The sequence below is a fragment of the Paenibacillus mellifer genome, assembly GCF_023195895.1.
Lineage (GTDB): Bacteria > Bacillota > Bacilli > Paenibacillales > Paenibacillaceae > Fontibacillus > Fontibacillus mellifer.
On record NZ_JALPRK010000017.1, the window covers coordinates 73,131 to 90,002 of the forward strand.

General features: G+C 51.5%; 13 protein-coding genes. All 13 read left to right on the forward strand.

What is annotated here, in order from left to right:
- Positions 1 to 86: 86 nt before the first annotated feature.
- The 13 genes from M0651_RS17015 (at position 87) to radC (ending at position 16,800) form a co-directional block, all read left to right on the forward strand.
- A complete protein-coding gene (locus M0651_RS17015) occupies positions 87 to 2,762 on the forward strand; it encodes a valine--tRNA ligase (protein ID WP_248552922.1) in 2,676 nt (891 codons plus the stop codon).
- Between the two features lie 315 nt (positions 2,763 to 3,077).
- The gene (locus M0651_RS17020; protein ID WP_248552923.1) at positions 3,078 to 4,457 is read left to right on the forward strand and encodes a bifunctional folylpolyglutamate synthase/dihydrofolate synthase; all 1,380 of its coding nucleotides are present in this window, start codon (positions 3,078 to 3,080) and stop codon (positions 4,455 to 4,457) included.
- Positions 4,458 to 4,465: 8 nt separating this feature from the next.
- Entirely contained in the window at positions 4,466 to 5,839 is a 1,374-nt protein-coding gene (gene murC, locus M0651_RS17025) for a UDP-N-acetylmuramate--L-alanine ligase (protein WP_248552924.1), read from the forward strand.
- A gap of 128 nt (positions 5,840 to 5,967) precedes the next feature.
- Positions 5,968 to 6,531, forward strand: coding sequence for a glycerol-3-phosphate responsive antiterminator (locus M0651_RS17030; RefSeq protein WP_248552925.1), 564 nt, complete (start codon positions 5,968 to 5,970; stop codon positions 6,529 to 6,531).
- Between the two features lie 182 nt (positions 6,532 to 6,713).
- Positions 6,714 to 7,538 (forward strand): HAD-IIA family hydrolase, encoded by an 825-nt coding sequence (locus M0651_RS17035; RefSeq protein WP_248552926.1) that lies wholly within the window; start codon positions 6,714 to 6,716, stop codon positions 7,536 to 7,538.
- Between the two features lie 58 nt (positions 7,539 to 7,596).
- On the forward strand, positions 7,597 to 8,958 hold the full coding sequence (locus tag M0651_RS17040) for an ABC transporter substrate-binding protein (RefSeq protein ID WP_248552927.1): 1,362 nt from the start codon (positions 7,597 to 7,599) through the stop codon (positions 8,956 to 8,958).
- Between the two features lie 39 nt (positions 8,959 to 8,997).
- Positions 8,998 to 9,858: a carbohydrate ABC transporter permease gene (locus tag M0651_RS17045; protein WP_248552957.1), complete on the forward strand. Its 861-nt coding sequence runs from the start codon at positions 8,998 to 9,000 to the stop codon at positions 9,856 to 9,858.
- A 14-nt stretch (positions 9,859 to 9,872) separates the two neighbouring features.
- Positions 9,873 to 10,685 carry a carbohydrate ABC transporter permease gene (locus M0651_RS17050; protein ID WP_248552928.1) on the forward strand — a complete coding sequence of 271 codons (813 nt, stop codon included), beginning with the start codon at positions 9,873 to 9,875 and terminating at the stop codon, positions 10,683 to 10,685.
- 147 nt (positions 10,686 to 10,832) lie between these two features.
- A complete protein-coding gene (locus tag M0651_RS17055; RefSeq protein ID WP_248552929.1) occupies positions 10,833 to 11,498 on the forward strand; it encodes a hypothetical protein in 666 nt (221 codons plus the stop codon).
- A gap of 63 nt (positions 11,499 to 11,561) precedes the next feature.
- Positions 11,562 to 13,853, forward strand: coding sequence for a glycerophosphodiester phosphodiesterase family protein (locus tag M0651_RS17060; protein ID WP_308195535.1), 2,292 nt, complete (start codon positions 11,562 to 11,564; stop codon positions 13,851 to 13,853).
- Positions 13,854 to 13,950: 97 nt separating this feature from the next.
- A complete protein-coding gene (locus M0651_RS17065; protein WP_248552930.1) occupies positions 13,951 to 15,162 on the forward strand; it encodes an SPOR domain-containing protein in 1,212 nt (403 codons plus the stop codon).
- A gap of 217 nt (positions 15,163 to 15,379) precedes the next feature.
- Positions 15,380 to 15,985: a Maf family protein gene (locus tag M0651_RS17070; RefSeq protein ID WP_248552931.1), complete on the forward strand. Its 606-nt coding sequence runs from the start codon at positions 15,380 to 15,382 to the stop codon at positions 15,983 to 15,985.
- A gap of 125 nt (positions 15,986 to 16,110) precedes the next feature.
- Entirely contained in the window at positions 16,111 to 16,800 is a 690-nt protein-coding gene (gene radC / locus M0651_RS17075; RefSeq protein WP_248552932.1) for a RadC family protein, read from the forward strand.
- Positions 16,801 to 16,872 lie beyond the last annotated feature (72 nt).

Sequence of the window (16,872 nt, forward strand, 5' to 3'; positions counted from 1 at the left end):
ACCAAGAATAAAGGCGCAAAGCCGACGACAGACGACTATCTTGGGATCGCCAAGGCTATGCTTATTTGTAACGGAGGTTGAATAGGATGACAGAAAATCAAGGTCAACAAGCCTCGTCGGCGGAAATGCCGACGACATACGATCCGAAATCGGCGGAACAGAAATGGTACCGTTATTGGCTGGAGAGCGGGTTCTTTAAAGCGGGACAACGGCCGGATGCCAAACCGTATACGATTGTGATACCGCCGCCAAACGTAACAGGAATGCTGCATATCGGGCATGCGCTCGATTTTACACTGCAGGATATTCTGACACGGACGAAGCGGATGCAAGGTTACGATGCCTTGTGGCTGCCAGGCTCCGACCATGCGGGAATTGCGACTCAAACGAAGGTAGAGCAGAAGCTGCGCGAGCAAGGCATAACGCGGTATGACTTGGGACGTGAGAAGTTTCTGGAGAAGGTGTGGGAATGGAAGGACCAATATGCTGCTACCATTCATGAGCAATGGGCCAAAATGGGTTTCGCTCTCGATTATTCGCGAGAGCGTTTTACGTTGGACGAGGGGCTTTCTCAAGCGGTTCGCGAGGTTTTCGTTAAGCTCTATGAGAAGGGTCTGATTTACCGCGGGAAATATATCATCAACTGGGATCCGGCCGCACGCACGGCCCTATCCGACATCGAGGTTGAATACAAAGAAGTCAACGGGCACCTTTACCATCTTCAGTATCCGCTAAGCGATGGGAGCGGTCATATCACGGTAGCAACGACTCGTCCTGAAACGATGCTGGGCGATACCGCCGTCGCTGTCCATCCGGAGGATGAACGTTACCGCCATCTGGTCGGCAAAACGCTACGCTTGCCGATCGTGGACCGTGAAATTCCGATTATCGCGGATGAGTATGTTGAGAAAGAGTTCGGCAGCGGTGCTGTGAAGATCACTCCCGCACATGACCCGAACGACTTTGAAGTAGGTTTGCGTCATAATCTGCCGCAGATCAACGTTATGGATGAGACCGGCACGATGAACGGCGAAGCCGGTAAATATCAAGGTTTGGACCGCAGCGAATGCCGTAAGCAAATCGTGAAGGATTTGCAGGAAATGGGCGTCTTGATCAAAATCGAAGATCACCTGCATCAAGTTGGCCATAGCGAGCGGACAGGAGCGGTTGTTGAGCCGTATTTGTCTACCCAGTGGTTCGTCAAAATGAAGCCGCTCGCTGAAGCGGCGATCGAAGCGCAACAATCGGGGAAAGGCGTTAATTTCGTGCCGGACCGTTTCGAAAAAACCTATTTGCACTGGATCGAAAACGTACGTGATTGGTGCATCTCTCGCCAGCTCTGGTGGGGTCATCGCATTCCGGCTTGGTATTGTGAAGCTACTGGAGAGATGGTCGTCGCCCGCAGCGAGGAAGAAGCGCGCGCCAAGCTGGGGCGTGAAGATCTGAAGCAGGATGATGACGTGCTTGACACCTGGTTTAGCTCGGCTCTCTGGCCGTTTTCTACGTTGGGTTGGCCAGACGAGAACAACGAAGAGTTCAAACGTTATTTCCCAACGGACGTACTCGTGACCGGTTACGATATCATCTATTTCTGGGTAGCCCGGATGATTTTCCAGTCGCTGGAGTTTACCGGCGAAATGCCATTTAAAGACGTGCTGATGCACGGCCTTGTCCGCGACAGCGAAGGACGCAAAATGTCCAAGTCGCTTGGGAATGGCGTAGACCCGCTTGAGGTCATCGAGAAATACGGCACCGATGCGATGCGCTACATGCTGTCCACCAGCAATACGCCGGGGCAGGATTTACGTTTCCGTTGGGAGCGTGTTGAGCAGGCGCGTAACTTCGCCAATAAAATCTGGAACGCTTCCCGCTTCGCCTTGATGAATCTGGAAGGCGTATCCTACGAGGATATCGATATCAGCAGCGATCTGTCGACGTCCGACCGCTGGATTTTGCACCGGATGAACGAGACGGCCAAGGAAATTACCCGCCTGATCGACGCTTACGAATTCGGGGAAACCGGTCGGCTGCTGTACAACTTCATTTGGGACGATCTGTGCGACTGGTATATCGAATTCGCCAAGTTGTCCCTGTACGGAGAAGATGCTGCGGCTAAGAAGAAAACCCAATCGGTACTTGCCTACGTGCTTGATCGTACGCTGCGTATGATCCATCCGTTTATGCCGTTTATTTCCGAGGAAATATGGCAGCATTTGCCGCATCATGGCGAAACGATTATGCTAGCGGCCTGGCCGGAATATGACGCTTCGTTAGAGGCGCCGGACGCCGTTCAGGAAATGAATCTGCTGATCGACGTAATTCGCTCGGTGCGGAATATCCGCGCGGAAGTGAATGTGCCGATGAGCAAAAAGATTGAGCTGGTGATCAAGCCGGGCAGCGCCGACGTGTTGGAAGTGCTGACCCGCAACGAACATTACGTTCGCCGGTTCTGCAATACGTCCGAGTATGAGGCAGCGCTGACCGCGGCCGTACCGGATAAGGCGATGACCGCTGTCGTGACCGGGGCTGAGTTGTTCCTGCCGCTGTCGGGGCTCATTGACATCAGTCAGGAAATCGAACGGTTGACGAAGGAACTCGACAACCTGAACAAAGAAGTGGAACGCGTCGAGAAGAAGCTGGCGAACAAAGGTTTCGTGGCGAAAGCGCCGGCGAAGGTGATCGAGGAAGAACGCGCCAAGATGGCCGATTATTCCGAGAAGCGCGACAAGGTACTGGCCCGAATCGCGGAGCTGAAGGGTTAAGTGAACTTGAGCGAGTGAGTAACGGAGCGACCGGGTGAATTCAAGATTCGACGTCGAGTCCGCTTCGTTGGTTCTGCTTCGAGATCCGAAGATGACTTTTTGAACTACCATTTCAATAAGGTTCAAGAAGTCAGGTTTGGAGCACCGAGAAGGTTGAACGAAGCTAGGGAGTGAGTAGCGGAGCGTAGATGGATCTACGTGAGCAACGGAGCGACCGGGTGAATTCAAGATTCGACGTCGAGTCCGCTTCGTTGGTTCTGCTTCGTGATCCGAAGATGACTTTTTGACTACCATTAATTGATGAAGGTGACTGATATGGGGGATCGTACAGAGGAAGAAATACGACCGCTGCCGCTGAACAGCTATGCTGAAGCGGTCGATTGGATCAACGGGTTGCTGCCGTTTGGCATTCGGCCCGGCTTGGAACGAATCGAGCTCATGATGGAACGATTGGGGCATCCCGAGCGGAGGCTGAAGTTCATTCATGTGGCGGGGACGAACGGTAAAGGCTCCTCCTGCGCTTTTTTAACTCGGACATTGCGGGAATGTGGCTATCATGTGGGGACGTATACGTCCCCATACATCACGAAGTTCACCAACCGCTTCCAGTATGATGAAGAGGACATTTCTGAAACGGCGCTGCTGGAGCTGGCAAATCGCGTTGTTCCGTTGGTAGAAAAAATCGCTGGCACCGATCTGGGCTCTCCGACGATGTTTGAAGTGAGCACGGCGATCGCCATTTTGTATTTTGCGGAGATGTGTTATCCCGATGTAATAGTATGGGAGACGGGGCTTGGGGGAAGGATGGATGTTACGAATATCGTGACTCCGATCGTCTCTCTGATTACGAATATCGGTTATGATCATATGGACGTTCTTGGGGACACGATTGAACAAATCGCCGCTGAGAAGGCCGGCATTATCAAGGCGGGTGTGCCTGTAGTCAGCTGTGTCGAGCAGCCCGAGGCGATCTCCGTACTGAAGGAAACGGCCGCGGCCAAACATGCCACCCTATATCTGATGGGCGAGCAGTTCCGATACGAGCGGCTTAGCGTTGATGCCAAGGAGCAGGAGTTGCATTTCAAAGGTCCATTCCGGGATTTGGACTTTACGATCCGCATGCTTGGGGAGCACCAATGCAAGAACGCCGCCGGTGTGATGATGGTATTGGAAGTGCTGCGGCAATACATGGCTTTTATGCTCGAGGATGAGCAAGTGCAGGACGGTTTCCGCACTACCTCTTGGGCAGGACGGCTGGAGGTGGTTCGAGAAGAACCGCGTCTGGTACTGGATGGAGCGCATAATCCGGAAGGAGCCGCTTCGCTAGTGCAAAGCCTGCCGGAAGCGTTCAGTTACCGAAAACTGCATTTGATGATGGGGATGCTGGCCAATAAGCATCATCATGGCTACTTGAAGCATATATTACCAATAGTGGATACGCTTATTCTGACCGAGCCCGATTTTCGCCGAAAAATGGACGCCGAGGCGTTATACGAACTCGTGGCCGAACTACAGGGGACGGAAGCGAAGGCGGATTTGGATATCATCGTGGAACGTGACTGGAGAAAAGCCCTTTCACTTTTGGAGTCACGGACGGAACGGGAAGATCTTGGGGTGGTAACCGGCACGTTGTATCTGATCTCGGATGTGCGGGCGGCCCTTTTGCATCAAACCGATTCTGAAAAAGGCTGGTGACCATTTTGTTGAATACGACCGAACAACATGTACACTTTATCGGTATCGGCGGGTATGGCATGAGTGCCATCGCTCGTGTGATGCTGGAAATGGGTTATACCGTCACGGGATCGGACGTTGCCTCCCAAGAATTGACGGAGAAGCTCGCTGCGAAGGGAGCGAAGATTTACATCGGCCATACCGCCGAACACGTGCATGGGGCGGATCTGGTCGTTTACTCGACCGCGCTGCCGAAGGATAACGTGGAGCGGTTGGAAGCTCAGGAGCAAGGGATCCCGGTACTGCACCGTTCCCAGATGCTGGCCCGGCTGTTAAATGAACGGACCGGTGTTGCCGTTGCCGGGGCTCATGGAAAAACAACGACCTCGTCGATGATCGCGCTCGTGATGGAGCATTGCGGGACGGACCCGACCTACATTATCGGTGGGGAAATAATGGACATGGGCACCAATGCGAAAGCCGGGCAAGGCAAATGCGTGGTCGCAGAGGCTGACGAAAGTGACGGCTCCTTCCTGCAGTACCACCCTTCGCTTGGCGTGGTGACCAACATCGAGGCGGATCACCTGGAGAACTACGGCGGGGATTTCGGCAAGCTGAAGGAAGCCTACGTACAATTCTTGAATCAGATCAAGCCGGATGGAAAAGCGGTGGTTTGCGGGGACGACGGGAACGTCCGAGAACTGCTGCCTCAGGTTCAAAGCAAGGTCATTACTTACGGCATTGAATCGAAATGCGACTATACGGCTCACGAGATTGATCTTGGGGACCGCTGCGTCACCTTCAAAATGAATCAAGGCGATCTGGAACTCGGTACAGTGGAGTTGTCTGTGCCTGGTCGGCATAATGTTTACAATGCAATGGCTACCGTTATCGTCTGCTTGGAAGCGGGTATTCCGTTTAACGAAATCGCAGTGGCTTTACGCCACTTTCATGGAGCAAAACGCCGCTTCCAGGTGCTTGGAGAACAAAACGGCATCCTGATCATCGATGACTACGCTCATCATCCGACGGAGATCCAAGCGACGATCGCAGCGGCCAAAGCGACTGGGAAGCGGATCATCGCCGTATTCCAGCCGCAGCGTTATACGCGGACTTTCTTCCTGCTGGATGCGTTCAGCCGGGCGTTTGGGGAAGCGGATGAAGTGATCATTACCGATATTTACTCGCCGGCAGGGGAAAAGGCGATTGAGGGCGTTCATTCCTCAAAGCTGGTCGAGTTGATCAAGGAGAACAGTAATGCCGGAGCCCGATATCTGCCGACGAAGCAGGATGTGCTTGTGGATTTGCAAAACCGGTTGGAGCCTGGCGATCTTGTGCTAACCATGGGCGCGGGCGACATATATAAAGTCGGATATGAGCTGGTGAAGAAATTAGCGGATTAACCTATCGGAAGGTCCCTTCTCAAATGATTTGAGGAAGGGGCCTTTTTTGTTGGCTTTTTAGAATGCGTTAACACTTCACGAATATTCGGCTGTTAGACTTTGGACTAGATCATGAGGTAGGTGAAAAAATGAGGGATTATCCAATCATCGCTTCGATAACCGCCGAGGAACAACTCAACGAAGTGTTGGCCAGCGAGGTCGAACGGGTTAATTTAATGGCAGGGCATATCGGGAATTTGGAAGGCTTTATCGAGCGGCTTCATGAGGCCGGTAAACAGGTGTATGTGCACATCGAAATGATCGCCGGACTGGGGAGAGATGCGCACACGATTGCTTATTTAAGTGATAAATTTCATGCTGATGGGATTGTCACTACGAAAACCAATGCGGTTGCGGCCGCCAAACAAGCCGGTCTGAAGAGCATTCAACGCTTCTTCGCCATCGATACTGCCGCGATCAATACCGCGATACGGATGATTAACAGTACCCAACCGGACGAAGTCGAATTGATGCCGGGATTGATGCCGCGTGTAATCCGAGAGCTGAAGACGATGATCAAGCAACCCCTAATCGTTGGCGGGTTGATCAGGCACGAGCATGAAATCGCAGAAGCTTTAGCTTGTGGCGCCGATTACATTTCCAGCGGCGACCCGCAAATTTGGCGACTTTACACAAAAATGACATCACCATAACTCTCCAATGATTATCGGCTTCTATACTTCACTTAACAGATTACTGTAATCATGGGTTGAGATGAGGAGAAAACCCTTGTTCGGTAATGTGGATTCGGCAAGGCCGCCAAACGGTCTTTGTTTCGTGTCCCATTGCATTGAACAAGGGTTATTTTTGTTGGAAGGGAGCAGCTTGAGAAGGAATGCATCCGAGAGGTTTGGTAAAGTATGCGAATTATTTGTTTGACCTGGATGGCACGATTTACTTGGGAGACGAGGTTGTACCCGGTGCTTCTATGGTGATTCAAGCTCTGCGTGAACGAGGGAAGAAGCTTTTATTTGCGACGAATTCGACGCTGTATACGAGGGAAGAGATCCAAGCCAAGCTGACCCGGTTGGATATTGACTGCAAGACGGCGGAGATCATTACGGCCGCCACCGCATCGTCGATGTATTTTCGGGATTATGCAACCGGCGCTAAGGTGCTGCTGTTTGGCGGAGAGGCCATGCGGGAAGAACTGGAGCGAAACGCCATCGAAATGACGTATCAAGCAGACCGGGCTTCGCATGTGCTTGTTGGTTTGGATAAGACATTTGATTTTGAAAAACTGACGTTAGGCATGAAAGCCCTAAGGAATGGGGCGAGGCTTATTGCTGCGAATCCGGATCCCTTTTGTCCAACTGAGGACGGGCCGGTACCGGATACGTGGTCCATCGTCAAAGCCATTGAAACGGCTAGCGGATTATCCGTCGATGCGATCGTAGGAAAACCTTCGAAATATTATGCGGATTATGCGTTGAAACAGCTGGGCTGCAGGCCCGAAGCCTGTCTAATGGTCGGCGATCGTCTGGATACGGATATTGTGCTTGGCATCAGGTTTGGGATGCGTAGCGCGTTAGTATTGACTGGGGCGGACAATCGGGAAGCGATAAGGCGGACGGGAATCGTTCCCGATTACGTGTTGCCATCCATTAGAACTATTGTCGAGGAGAACGAGTTGGATTATGCAGAGAAACTTGGGGTGTAACCTTCAATTGTGCAGCATGAAGGAGCCAATATAAGTAGATTAATGAGGAGGAAAGAACATGAAGAAATTAAGCTTTTTGCTTATAGCCTTCGTGCTGATACTCTCAGCATGCGGGGGGGGGACAAGCAATAACGGTGGGAGCGGTGTCAACCGGGCGGCGTCAACGCAAAATACCTCAGAGGCAAGCGGCGGCACGGAAAACCCACCGGCGGAGGAGCCGGTTGAGCTTAGCTTTTATTTTCCGGTAGCAGTCGGCGGGCCGATTACGAGCTTTATCGATAAACTGGCCGCTGATTTTCATACCGAAAATCCCTCGATCACAATAAAACCGGTCTATGCGGGCAGCTATCAGGATACGATGACGAAGGTGGTTACGGCCGTGCAGGGCGGTAACTCGCCGGACCTTGCGGTGCTTTTGTCCACAGAACTATATAGCTTGCTGGAAATCAACGCGCTGGAGGAATTAACCACTCGTTTTGAGCCCGTATACTTTGACGGGTTTTATGAAGCGTTCATGAGCAACACCAAAGCGGGGGATCAAGTTTGGAGCGTGCCGTTCCAACGAAGCACCATCGTTCTTTATTATAACAAAGATAAGTTTAAAGCCGCGAACCTGGATCCGGAGCAAGCGCCGGCCAATTGGGATGAACTCAGAGATTACGCCCAGAAACTGACGGTAAAAGACGGTAGCGGTAAAGTGACCCAGTGGGGTCTGGAAATTCCGAGCACGGGATATCAATATTGGATGCTTCAGGCGCTTGCCCTTCAGACAGGGACCAATATCGTCTCGAACGACGGGAAAGAAGTATATTTGAATAAGCCGGAAGTGAAAGAAGCCTTGCAATTTTACGTGGACCTGGGTCGGAAGGACAAAGTAATGCCCGAAGGCGTGCTCGAGTGGGCGACAGTTCCTTCTGACTTCATTAGCGGGAAGACCGCGATGATGTTCCATACGACCGGCAATCTTTCGAAGGTGAAGGCCGATGCGAGCTTTGATTTCGGCGTAGCGTACCTACCAGCCAACAAAACTTACGGTTCACCGACAGGCGGCGGTAATTTGTACGTGTTCAAGGATATTCCTGAAGAACGCAAACAGGCGGCGTTGAAGTTTATCGAATTCCTGACTCAGCCTGAGCGCGTAGCACAATGGTCTATCGATACAGGATACGTAGGAACGACACCGGCTGCCTACGAAACGGAGCTGCTGAAAAAATATGTGGCTGATTTCCCTCAAGCGGCTGTAGCGCGCGACCAAATGGAATATGCCTCCAGCGAATTGTCCACCTATCAGAACGGGCAAATTACAAAGCTCTTCAATGATAATATCCAGGCCGCGTTGCTCGGGAATATGACAGTGGAAGAGGCACTCGACCAATCGCAGCAGCAGGCGGATGAAATTTTGCAAAAATATCGCAAATAGAGATTTAGGAAGCGAAGTGAGACTATTTTGACGAAGCAAATGCTGAAGGACAACTTACTGGCTTACGCGCTGCTGTTTCCTTCGCTTGCGTTTCTTGCCATATTCACGTTTTATCCGATCATCAAAGTGCTGGATTGGAGTTTTTATGAATCCGTCATGTCCGTCAAACGGTTCGTTGGTGTGGATCTTTATCAGCAGGTATTTCAAGATGAAGTGTTTCTAAAGGTACTGCGCAATAATTTACTGCTGGCCGCCGTAACCGTACCTATCAGCATTTTGCTCGCAATGTACATGGCGGTCTGGGTGAATGACAAAATGCGGGGCACCAGCCTGATCCGGGCGGCGTTCTTTTATCCCACCCTCCTTCCCATGATTGCTATCGCGAATATCTGGCTGTTCATTTATACCCCGGATTATGGGCTGCTGGATAAGTTCCTGGGGTGTTTTGGCCTCGAGGGGCAAAGCTGGCTAGGCGATCCGAAGTGGGTTCTGATCTCCATGATGGTGATGCTCATCTGGAAGGAAGCGGGTTATTTCATGATTTTTTACCTAGCAGGGCTTCAGGCTCTGCCGAAGGAGGTGTATGAGGCGGCAGCTCTGGACGGAGCTAAACCGTTCCAGAGATTTAGGAAGCTGACCTTTCCTCTGGTAATGCCGACGACCTTGTTTGTCTTAATCATTGCTACGACTAATTCATTTAAGCTGGTCGACCACCTATACATTATGACTAAGGGTGGACCCAATAACGCTAGCAACCTGCTGCTATATCATATCTATGAGACGGCTTTTAGCTTCTGGGATATGGGCAATGCGTCTGTGCTCACCGTAATTTTGCTTGTCATTTTGCTGGCGTTTTCCATCATTTATTACGGCGTTTTGGACAAGCGGATTCATTACTAAAGGGGGAGTCGGGGATGCATCGCATCATTAACAGGATAGGGATCATATGCCTTGGCTTGCTATTTATGATCCCCTTGCTTTGGACCGCGGTCACTTCCGTCACACCAGCGGAAAACATGCTCACTCGGATTAACCCGTTTGCGGTACAGAATCCGACCTTTGCCAATTACCTTGAGGCGTGGAGCACCATCCCGTTTCCGGTCTATTACCGGAATACGCTGCTGATCGTAGGAGGGATATTGGGAGTGCAGCTATTGACCGCTACGATGGCGGCTTATGCCTTCGCGAGGTTACGGTTCCTCGGACAAAGTGCCATGTTCATCTTATTTCTTGTACAAGTTATGATACCGCCGGATATTTTGATTTTTCCCAACTATTCGATTATGAAAGAGCTTCATCTTATCGACACGAAATGGGCGATCATGATTCCGTACTGGGCTTCCTCGTTTGGCGTTTTCCTGCTGAGGCAGTCATATAAGCAAATTCCTTACGAGCTGGATGAGTCCTCTAGGGTGGACGGGTGCAGGTGGTGGCAAACGCTGTGGCATATTTATTTGCCTTCTACGATTCCTACATACGTTGCATTTGCGTTAATCTCGATCAGTACACATTGGAGCAATTTTATGTGGCCGCTCATCGTTACAGATTCCGTGGCTAATCGACCGCTTACTGTCGGTATCGCGATATTCGCCCAATCCTTTGAGACTGGGGCGCAGTGGGGAGTCGTTACGGCCGCGACCCTCCTGGTGATATCGCCATTGTTGATTGCCTTTTTCTTCTTCCAGAAACAGTTCGTCGAGAGTTTTATGCACGCTGGCATCAAGTGAAAACTAAATAGATGGACCAGGAACAAGGGTAGGAGACGCGGAGAAAACCCTTTATCCAACGGAGGAGCGCGATTTACGCATTCTGATCTGTTGCGATAAAGGGTTTTTGCGTTGTCATATGTCCAAACGATGAGGAGGAGATAGAAAATGAGGAGAAATGCAAAGTTTATGAGCTTGTTTTTGCTTGTGGTGTTGTTGGGTAATGTCGTTCAGGTTTTAGGGATTTCTACAGCAGCAGCCGCAGGCGCAGAGTCGGTGGAAGGAGGGGAAGCCTTACCAGCACCTGTCATCGATGAAGAACTTGATGATTCTACTGAGCTAGAACTAGACCTTGACTTGGATGTGCCCGATTTGTTGGAAGCTTTGACAGGTCCCGTGACCGTAACAGGAAGCGTTTATTTTCTAGATGGAGCGTACGAACCGCTTCCGATGGACCGCGTTCAGCTCGTTTCTTCGGATGAAAACGTGCTAAAGGTGACCGGGGATCAGCTGTACCCCATGAAGCCGGGGAAGGTCACGCTTACCGCAATTTATGGAAATGCAGAATGGACAAGGGAAATCACCGTCACGCCTTCCGCAGTTGAGGCTGAGGCGACCCTTACGTCGCTTTCGCATGATCCGGGATATGTGCTGGCGAACACGGGGGAAGGAATCTCCCTAAAGGACCTGGAATTCGAAGCGGTGATGAGTGATTCTTCCACAGCGACGTTAACGGGTTCGGATTTGACCTGGTCCACAGAAGATAGTGAGGTGGTAGTGGATGGAGGCGAATTGATGGCGTTGTCCCAAGGTGTTCACTTCGTCATCGGATAGAAGGATGACGTTACCGTAACGATCCTGATTGTAGTAAAGGGGGGAGATGACGCAGAGTACGTCATTTATGAAAATGATTTTGATGCTGAAGCGGAGGGGACGTTACCGACCGGTTGGAGTCGCATTGAGGGAACTTCAGCCGATAAAGCTGCTGTTAAATCCGGCGCTTTGGAGATTGATGCGAGCACATCTCCAGATAACCCTTCCAGGCTACTGCTTCCAGAGTACTTAAATTTGTTCGGTGATTACAAGATTGAAGCGGATGTAACTCATCTGTCCGCCAATGAAGCAACCCGATGGCATTCGATCATGTACCGTATCCAAAACAATAATTACCCGTATTATCAAATGGCGGTAAGACAAAATGCCACGGCACCTAACGGCGTTGAATTCGCAGAGCGCACAAGCGCCAACGCATGGAATGTGATGAATAAAAGTGCTTTTAGCGAACCGATCGACGCCGGCCAAATGTACCACTATACCATTCAGACTCAAGGGAACCGGGTGCGGGAGTTTATCAATGATGAATTGCTGATCGACACGGATAATGGAGGCTCTTATTTGAAAGGCGGCATTGGTCTGCAGGCGAACGGCAGTAAAATGAAGGTAGACAACCTAAGAATCGCGTTACAGCTCAAGGAGCTTCCACCTCGTCCGGAGGATCACTTCGTTCAGGTGAGAGAGGTGGATACCGAAATCGCCATGGCACCTTCTATCATCACAGAGTTTAGTAGTAAGCATCAGTTGGAGAATATGGATCATGGCCAGTTGCCAGCTACGGTCATCATGCATGTGGATGCTCGGTTAAGGGTGAAAACCTCGGATCGAAGAACAAGCATGATAAGTCTTGAGGATGCGCTGGATGCCATAGGCAACCGAATGATGCCCGCCTTTTACGTCAATGATCGGCAAACCGTCGATGCGCTGGTTCCTTATCTGAAAAGCATGGAGCTGGAGGATGCTTTTGTCGTGTCCGACCAGGCTGACCTTGTGGCTCGAGCAAGAGAGGGATATCCGATGCTTCGGGGCATCATGGACTTCAGCAAGGAGCGAGTTGGTACGACCGGAGATCTTATGAAGATACGCAAAAAGACAACTTTAGCCCAATCCAAAATTGCTATCTTGTCGCAGGCAGAAGCTACAATTGAGCACGTATCCTATCTGCAGCAACGGACGATTGTCGTTTGGGTGAAGGAAGATACAACAAAACATCGCAACGAGCAATACGTGAGTCTACATCAGATGATAACATCCGGTGCAAATGGCATCGTTACTACTTCGCCAAGTGAGGCCTTCCGGGCGCTCAAGGTTTACTCCCATACGAGGACGCTTATCCGTAAACCATTGATTATTGGGCATCGGGGGATGCCGTCCGTCGCGCCGGAGAACACGATTATCAGCAACGAATTGGCATTGGACACTGGTGCGGATTTTATCGAAAATGATATCTTCTTATCCAAGGACGGGTATCTGGTTATCATTCACGATAGCACGGTAGACTCGTCGACGAATGGATCAGGGCGTGTCGAGGAGTTTACACTGGAGCAATTGCGCCAGCTCCAGGTGAATCAAGTGCCGGGGACGTATTACCCCGAGGCGCGAATCGCGACTCTTGAGGAACAGATCGATTTGGCAAGAAAGAGAAGAGCGATGATCTACGCGGAGATTAAAACGGACAATCCTGCGGCGGTGGACGCTTTTGTGAAACTGGTGAAGAAGAAGAGAGCGGAGGACTTGATCAACGTAATGTCCTTTAATACCAGTCAGCTAGACAGGCTTGCCGAACAATTACCGGACATGCCGCTTGGGCTTCTGACGTCGGGATATGCCAACGAAAACAATGTAAACAGAGGTCTTCGCGATGCATTAAGGACCGTGCAAACCTACAACAGTACGTTAAATATTAGTTACGGCGGCCTGGGCGAGAAGTTTATGGAGGCGGCGCATCATCGTGGTCTTCTAATCTCGCCATGGACTTATAACAATTTATCCGATTATAAAGGTGTTTTCTTGCAAGGTGCATATGGAATTACAACCGATTATGCGTATTGGTCCAAGGATTGGGTATACTCCGTTCAACCAGAAAAAGCGGAGTATGTGCTTGAGGTTGGGAACAGCATGGAGGTTTCGGCTAACGTGGAGAGCTACAATCGGGCTCGAACCGCGGTGAAACCAAGCATCGTGTTGCTGGAAGACGACGGAATCGTATCTGTGGAAGGAAACCGTATAACGGGAAATAAGGCCGGCCGAACCTATGCGCTTCTTAGATATACGTCGGTAATTGATGAGGAGAACCAGTATGACGTATACACGGAACCGGTCCTCCTTGTAGTTAAGAAAGGGCGCGGTAAGTAAAGGCATGACATTGCTGCGAAAGTAAGAGGAATTTGCATATCGTTCCTTTAACATTCATATGGATAGGGTAGAAGAATGGACAAGGAGCGTGCAGACCGTGAACAAAGCCAAAATGACATTCCGGTTTGATGGGGAAGGTCGGGAAATCCGGCCGGAGCTGCCGCGGGAGATTGCGAAGATGCCGAAGCGGGAGGCGGCGCCTCGTTATCGAGCGGTCGAGACGGTGGACGAATGGGGAGATCCTTTTACGGACCATACGGGAATGGGGTTGACCGTGTTTCCGGGCGGACGGGATCGCCATCTGAATCCAGACACGAGAGAGGTCGACCAAGTCGAACGTGAAATGGAATATACGAAGGACTATACCACTCCCGCGGCCGATGATTGGGAGGAACTCTACGGAAAGGACCCCTGGCAGACCCAATGGCAGGAGGAGCAAGCTCCACCGTCCTATTCTCGTCCCCAACAGACCTCGTGGTGGAAGGTCGCGGGCTCTTTGACCGGTGCGATCGTTACGGGCGCTTTGTTTGGGTTTGTCGTATTATCCTTATTTAATCAGGATATCAAGTTCCCGATTCCGGGAATAGGTGTGCCAGAGCAGACCGATATGGGGGAGGAGGCGAGTTTGCCGGCCATGGGAGACATGGAAGAGTCGGTGACGACACTGGAAGAGAATATCCCGCTTATCAGTGTTGCGATACCGGAACAAACGTATTATTTCCTGCAATATGGGGTGTTCAGCACCGCACAAGGGGTGCAGCTCGCGCAGGAGGAGCTGCAGACTTCGGGTATCGCCGCAGCGAGGGATACCGTCGACGAGAAACGGGTGTACGCCGGGGTTTCGACAGACCGTGAACAATCGAAATTGCTCAGCGGCCAACTGAAGGCGGCCGGTGTGAATCTTATTCTACACGAAATTTCGTTCCCGGCGGCGGCCAATCTCGAATTTGCCGGGGAACGCGAGGCTTTGGCAGGCTTCATGACCCAAAGCGCAGAGCTGGTTCGCCTGCTTAGCACCACGTCTGCGGCTCTGCTGACCGAGGCGGATCCACAGCCGCAGCGACATACGGAGCTGGAGCAGTTAGGCGCGAAGCATCAAGCCTGGACGGAAAGCGCCTCGGCCATCCGCGGCAAATGGTCAGTAGCCGGAGCACACTTGGCCGGTGAAATGGAGAAAGCGATTAATGGCGCAGTAGAGGCCATGGGCGAATACCAAAAAAGCGGTGCAAAAACCTTGCTCTGGGAAGTGCAAAATGAGATGATGCGCTTCATCATGGCCGAGCAATCTCTAGTAGACGCGGGAGTCTAGACAGATGCCGTTGACGTAAGACAAGACAGGGGGCTGGAAAAAGTTTCCCCTGTCTTTTTTGTGTTTGCGCCTGGGGCTAAAATAATCTTATAATAGATTAGTGTCAAAAAATGGCGGGGATGACAGCATTCACTGTCGAATGTTCACCCATTTTTTGCTAACTTAGGTTTGTAACCAATCAGGACATCAAATCGTCTTTTCAAAGGAGAGCTCCGCATTGGATACCGCGTATTTACGCCGAATCATACTTGCTTCCACTTCACCCCGTAGGCGTGAATTAATCGCGTCACTGGCGATTCCATTTGAGGTGGTACCCAGCCATACGGACGAATCTTATGAGGAGACGTTGTCGCCGGAGCAAATCGTGAAGGAGCTTGCCGGACGTAAAGCGGATGCCGTCTACCGTGGGCTCGACCCAGCGGGAGACCGAAATGCAGTAATCGTCGGCAGTGATACGATTGTGGTCCGGGACGGAGACGTCTTAGGCAAGCCGCGGGACGTGCAAGAGGCCGCGGACATGCTGCGTAGCCTGCAGGGACGAGACCATGTGGTGTATACCGGCGTGGCTTGCGTGGACGCCTTGACCGGCACACGCCTTGTCGACTACCGAGCGACGACTGTAACGATGAAGGCCTTGTCCGAAGCGCAAATCCAGGCTTATGCCCGAAGCGGGGAAGGATTGGATAAGGCGGGGGCGTATGCCATCCAGGGACTAGGCGCGACCATCGTTACCGGGATTAAAGGCTGTTATTTTAATGTCGTTGGCTTACCTTTATCGCTGCTTGTCGACATGCTGGAGGATTTTAATATTCAGGTGCTGTAAATAGCAGTTAGACTTGTCGCGATGATAGGTCATCAGGAAGTGATAAAGCATATCCTTCCGAACTTAGGACGGGCAAACGGCATCGCCGGGGATTGCTCGAAACCATTCGGAAGCGGGGGATAACGATGGAACAAGCTCCCTATATGCTGCGTGATCTTCCTTCTGAGGAGCGGCCAAGGGAACGAATGATCAAATACGGCGCAGGTGCGCTCAGCCACGCCGAATTGCTGGCCATCCTGCTGCGCACGGGAACACTCCAGGAGTCGGCGGTTCATGTGGCACAGCGGCTGTTGTCCGGCGTAGGCGGACTCCGCGGGCTGGTGGATGTCAGCCTGGACGAAATGACCAAGCTGAAAGGCATCGGACCGGCTAAAGCGATCCAGTTGAAGGCGGGGATCGAAATGGGACAGCGATTAGCCAAAACGAGGCTGCCGGAGCAAGGCACGATTCGCAGCCCGGAGGATGCGGCCGAATTTCTGATGGAGCAAATGCGCTATTTACAGAAAGAGCATTTTGTTTGTCTTTTTTTGAATACGAAAAATCATATCATTGCTCAGGAGACGCTTTCCATCGGAAGCCTAAACGCTTCGATCGTGCATCCGCGAGAGGTATTCCGCGCGGCGATCAAATGCAGCAGCGCTTCCGTCGTGTGCGCCCACAATCATCCCAGCGGCGATCCCAGCCCGAGTCCGGAGGATATCCGGATGACGCGAAGGCTTTGCGAAGCAGGGGAGATCGTAGGGATCGACGTACTCGATCACATCGTCATCGGGGATGGGAAGTTCGTCAGTTTGAAGGAGCGGGGCTTGATATAAGCGTAGACAGATCTACGTGAGCAACGGAAGACCCGGCTGAATTCAAGATTCGCCGCCGCATTCGCTTCAGTG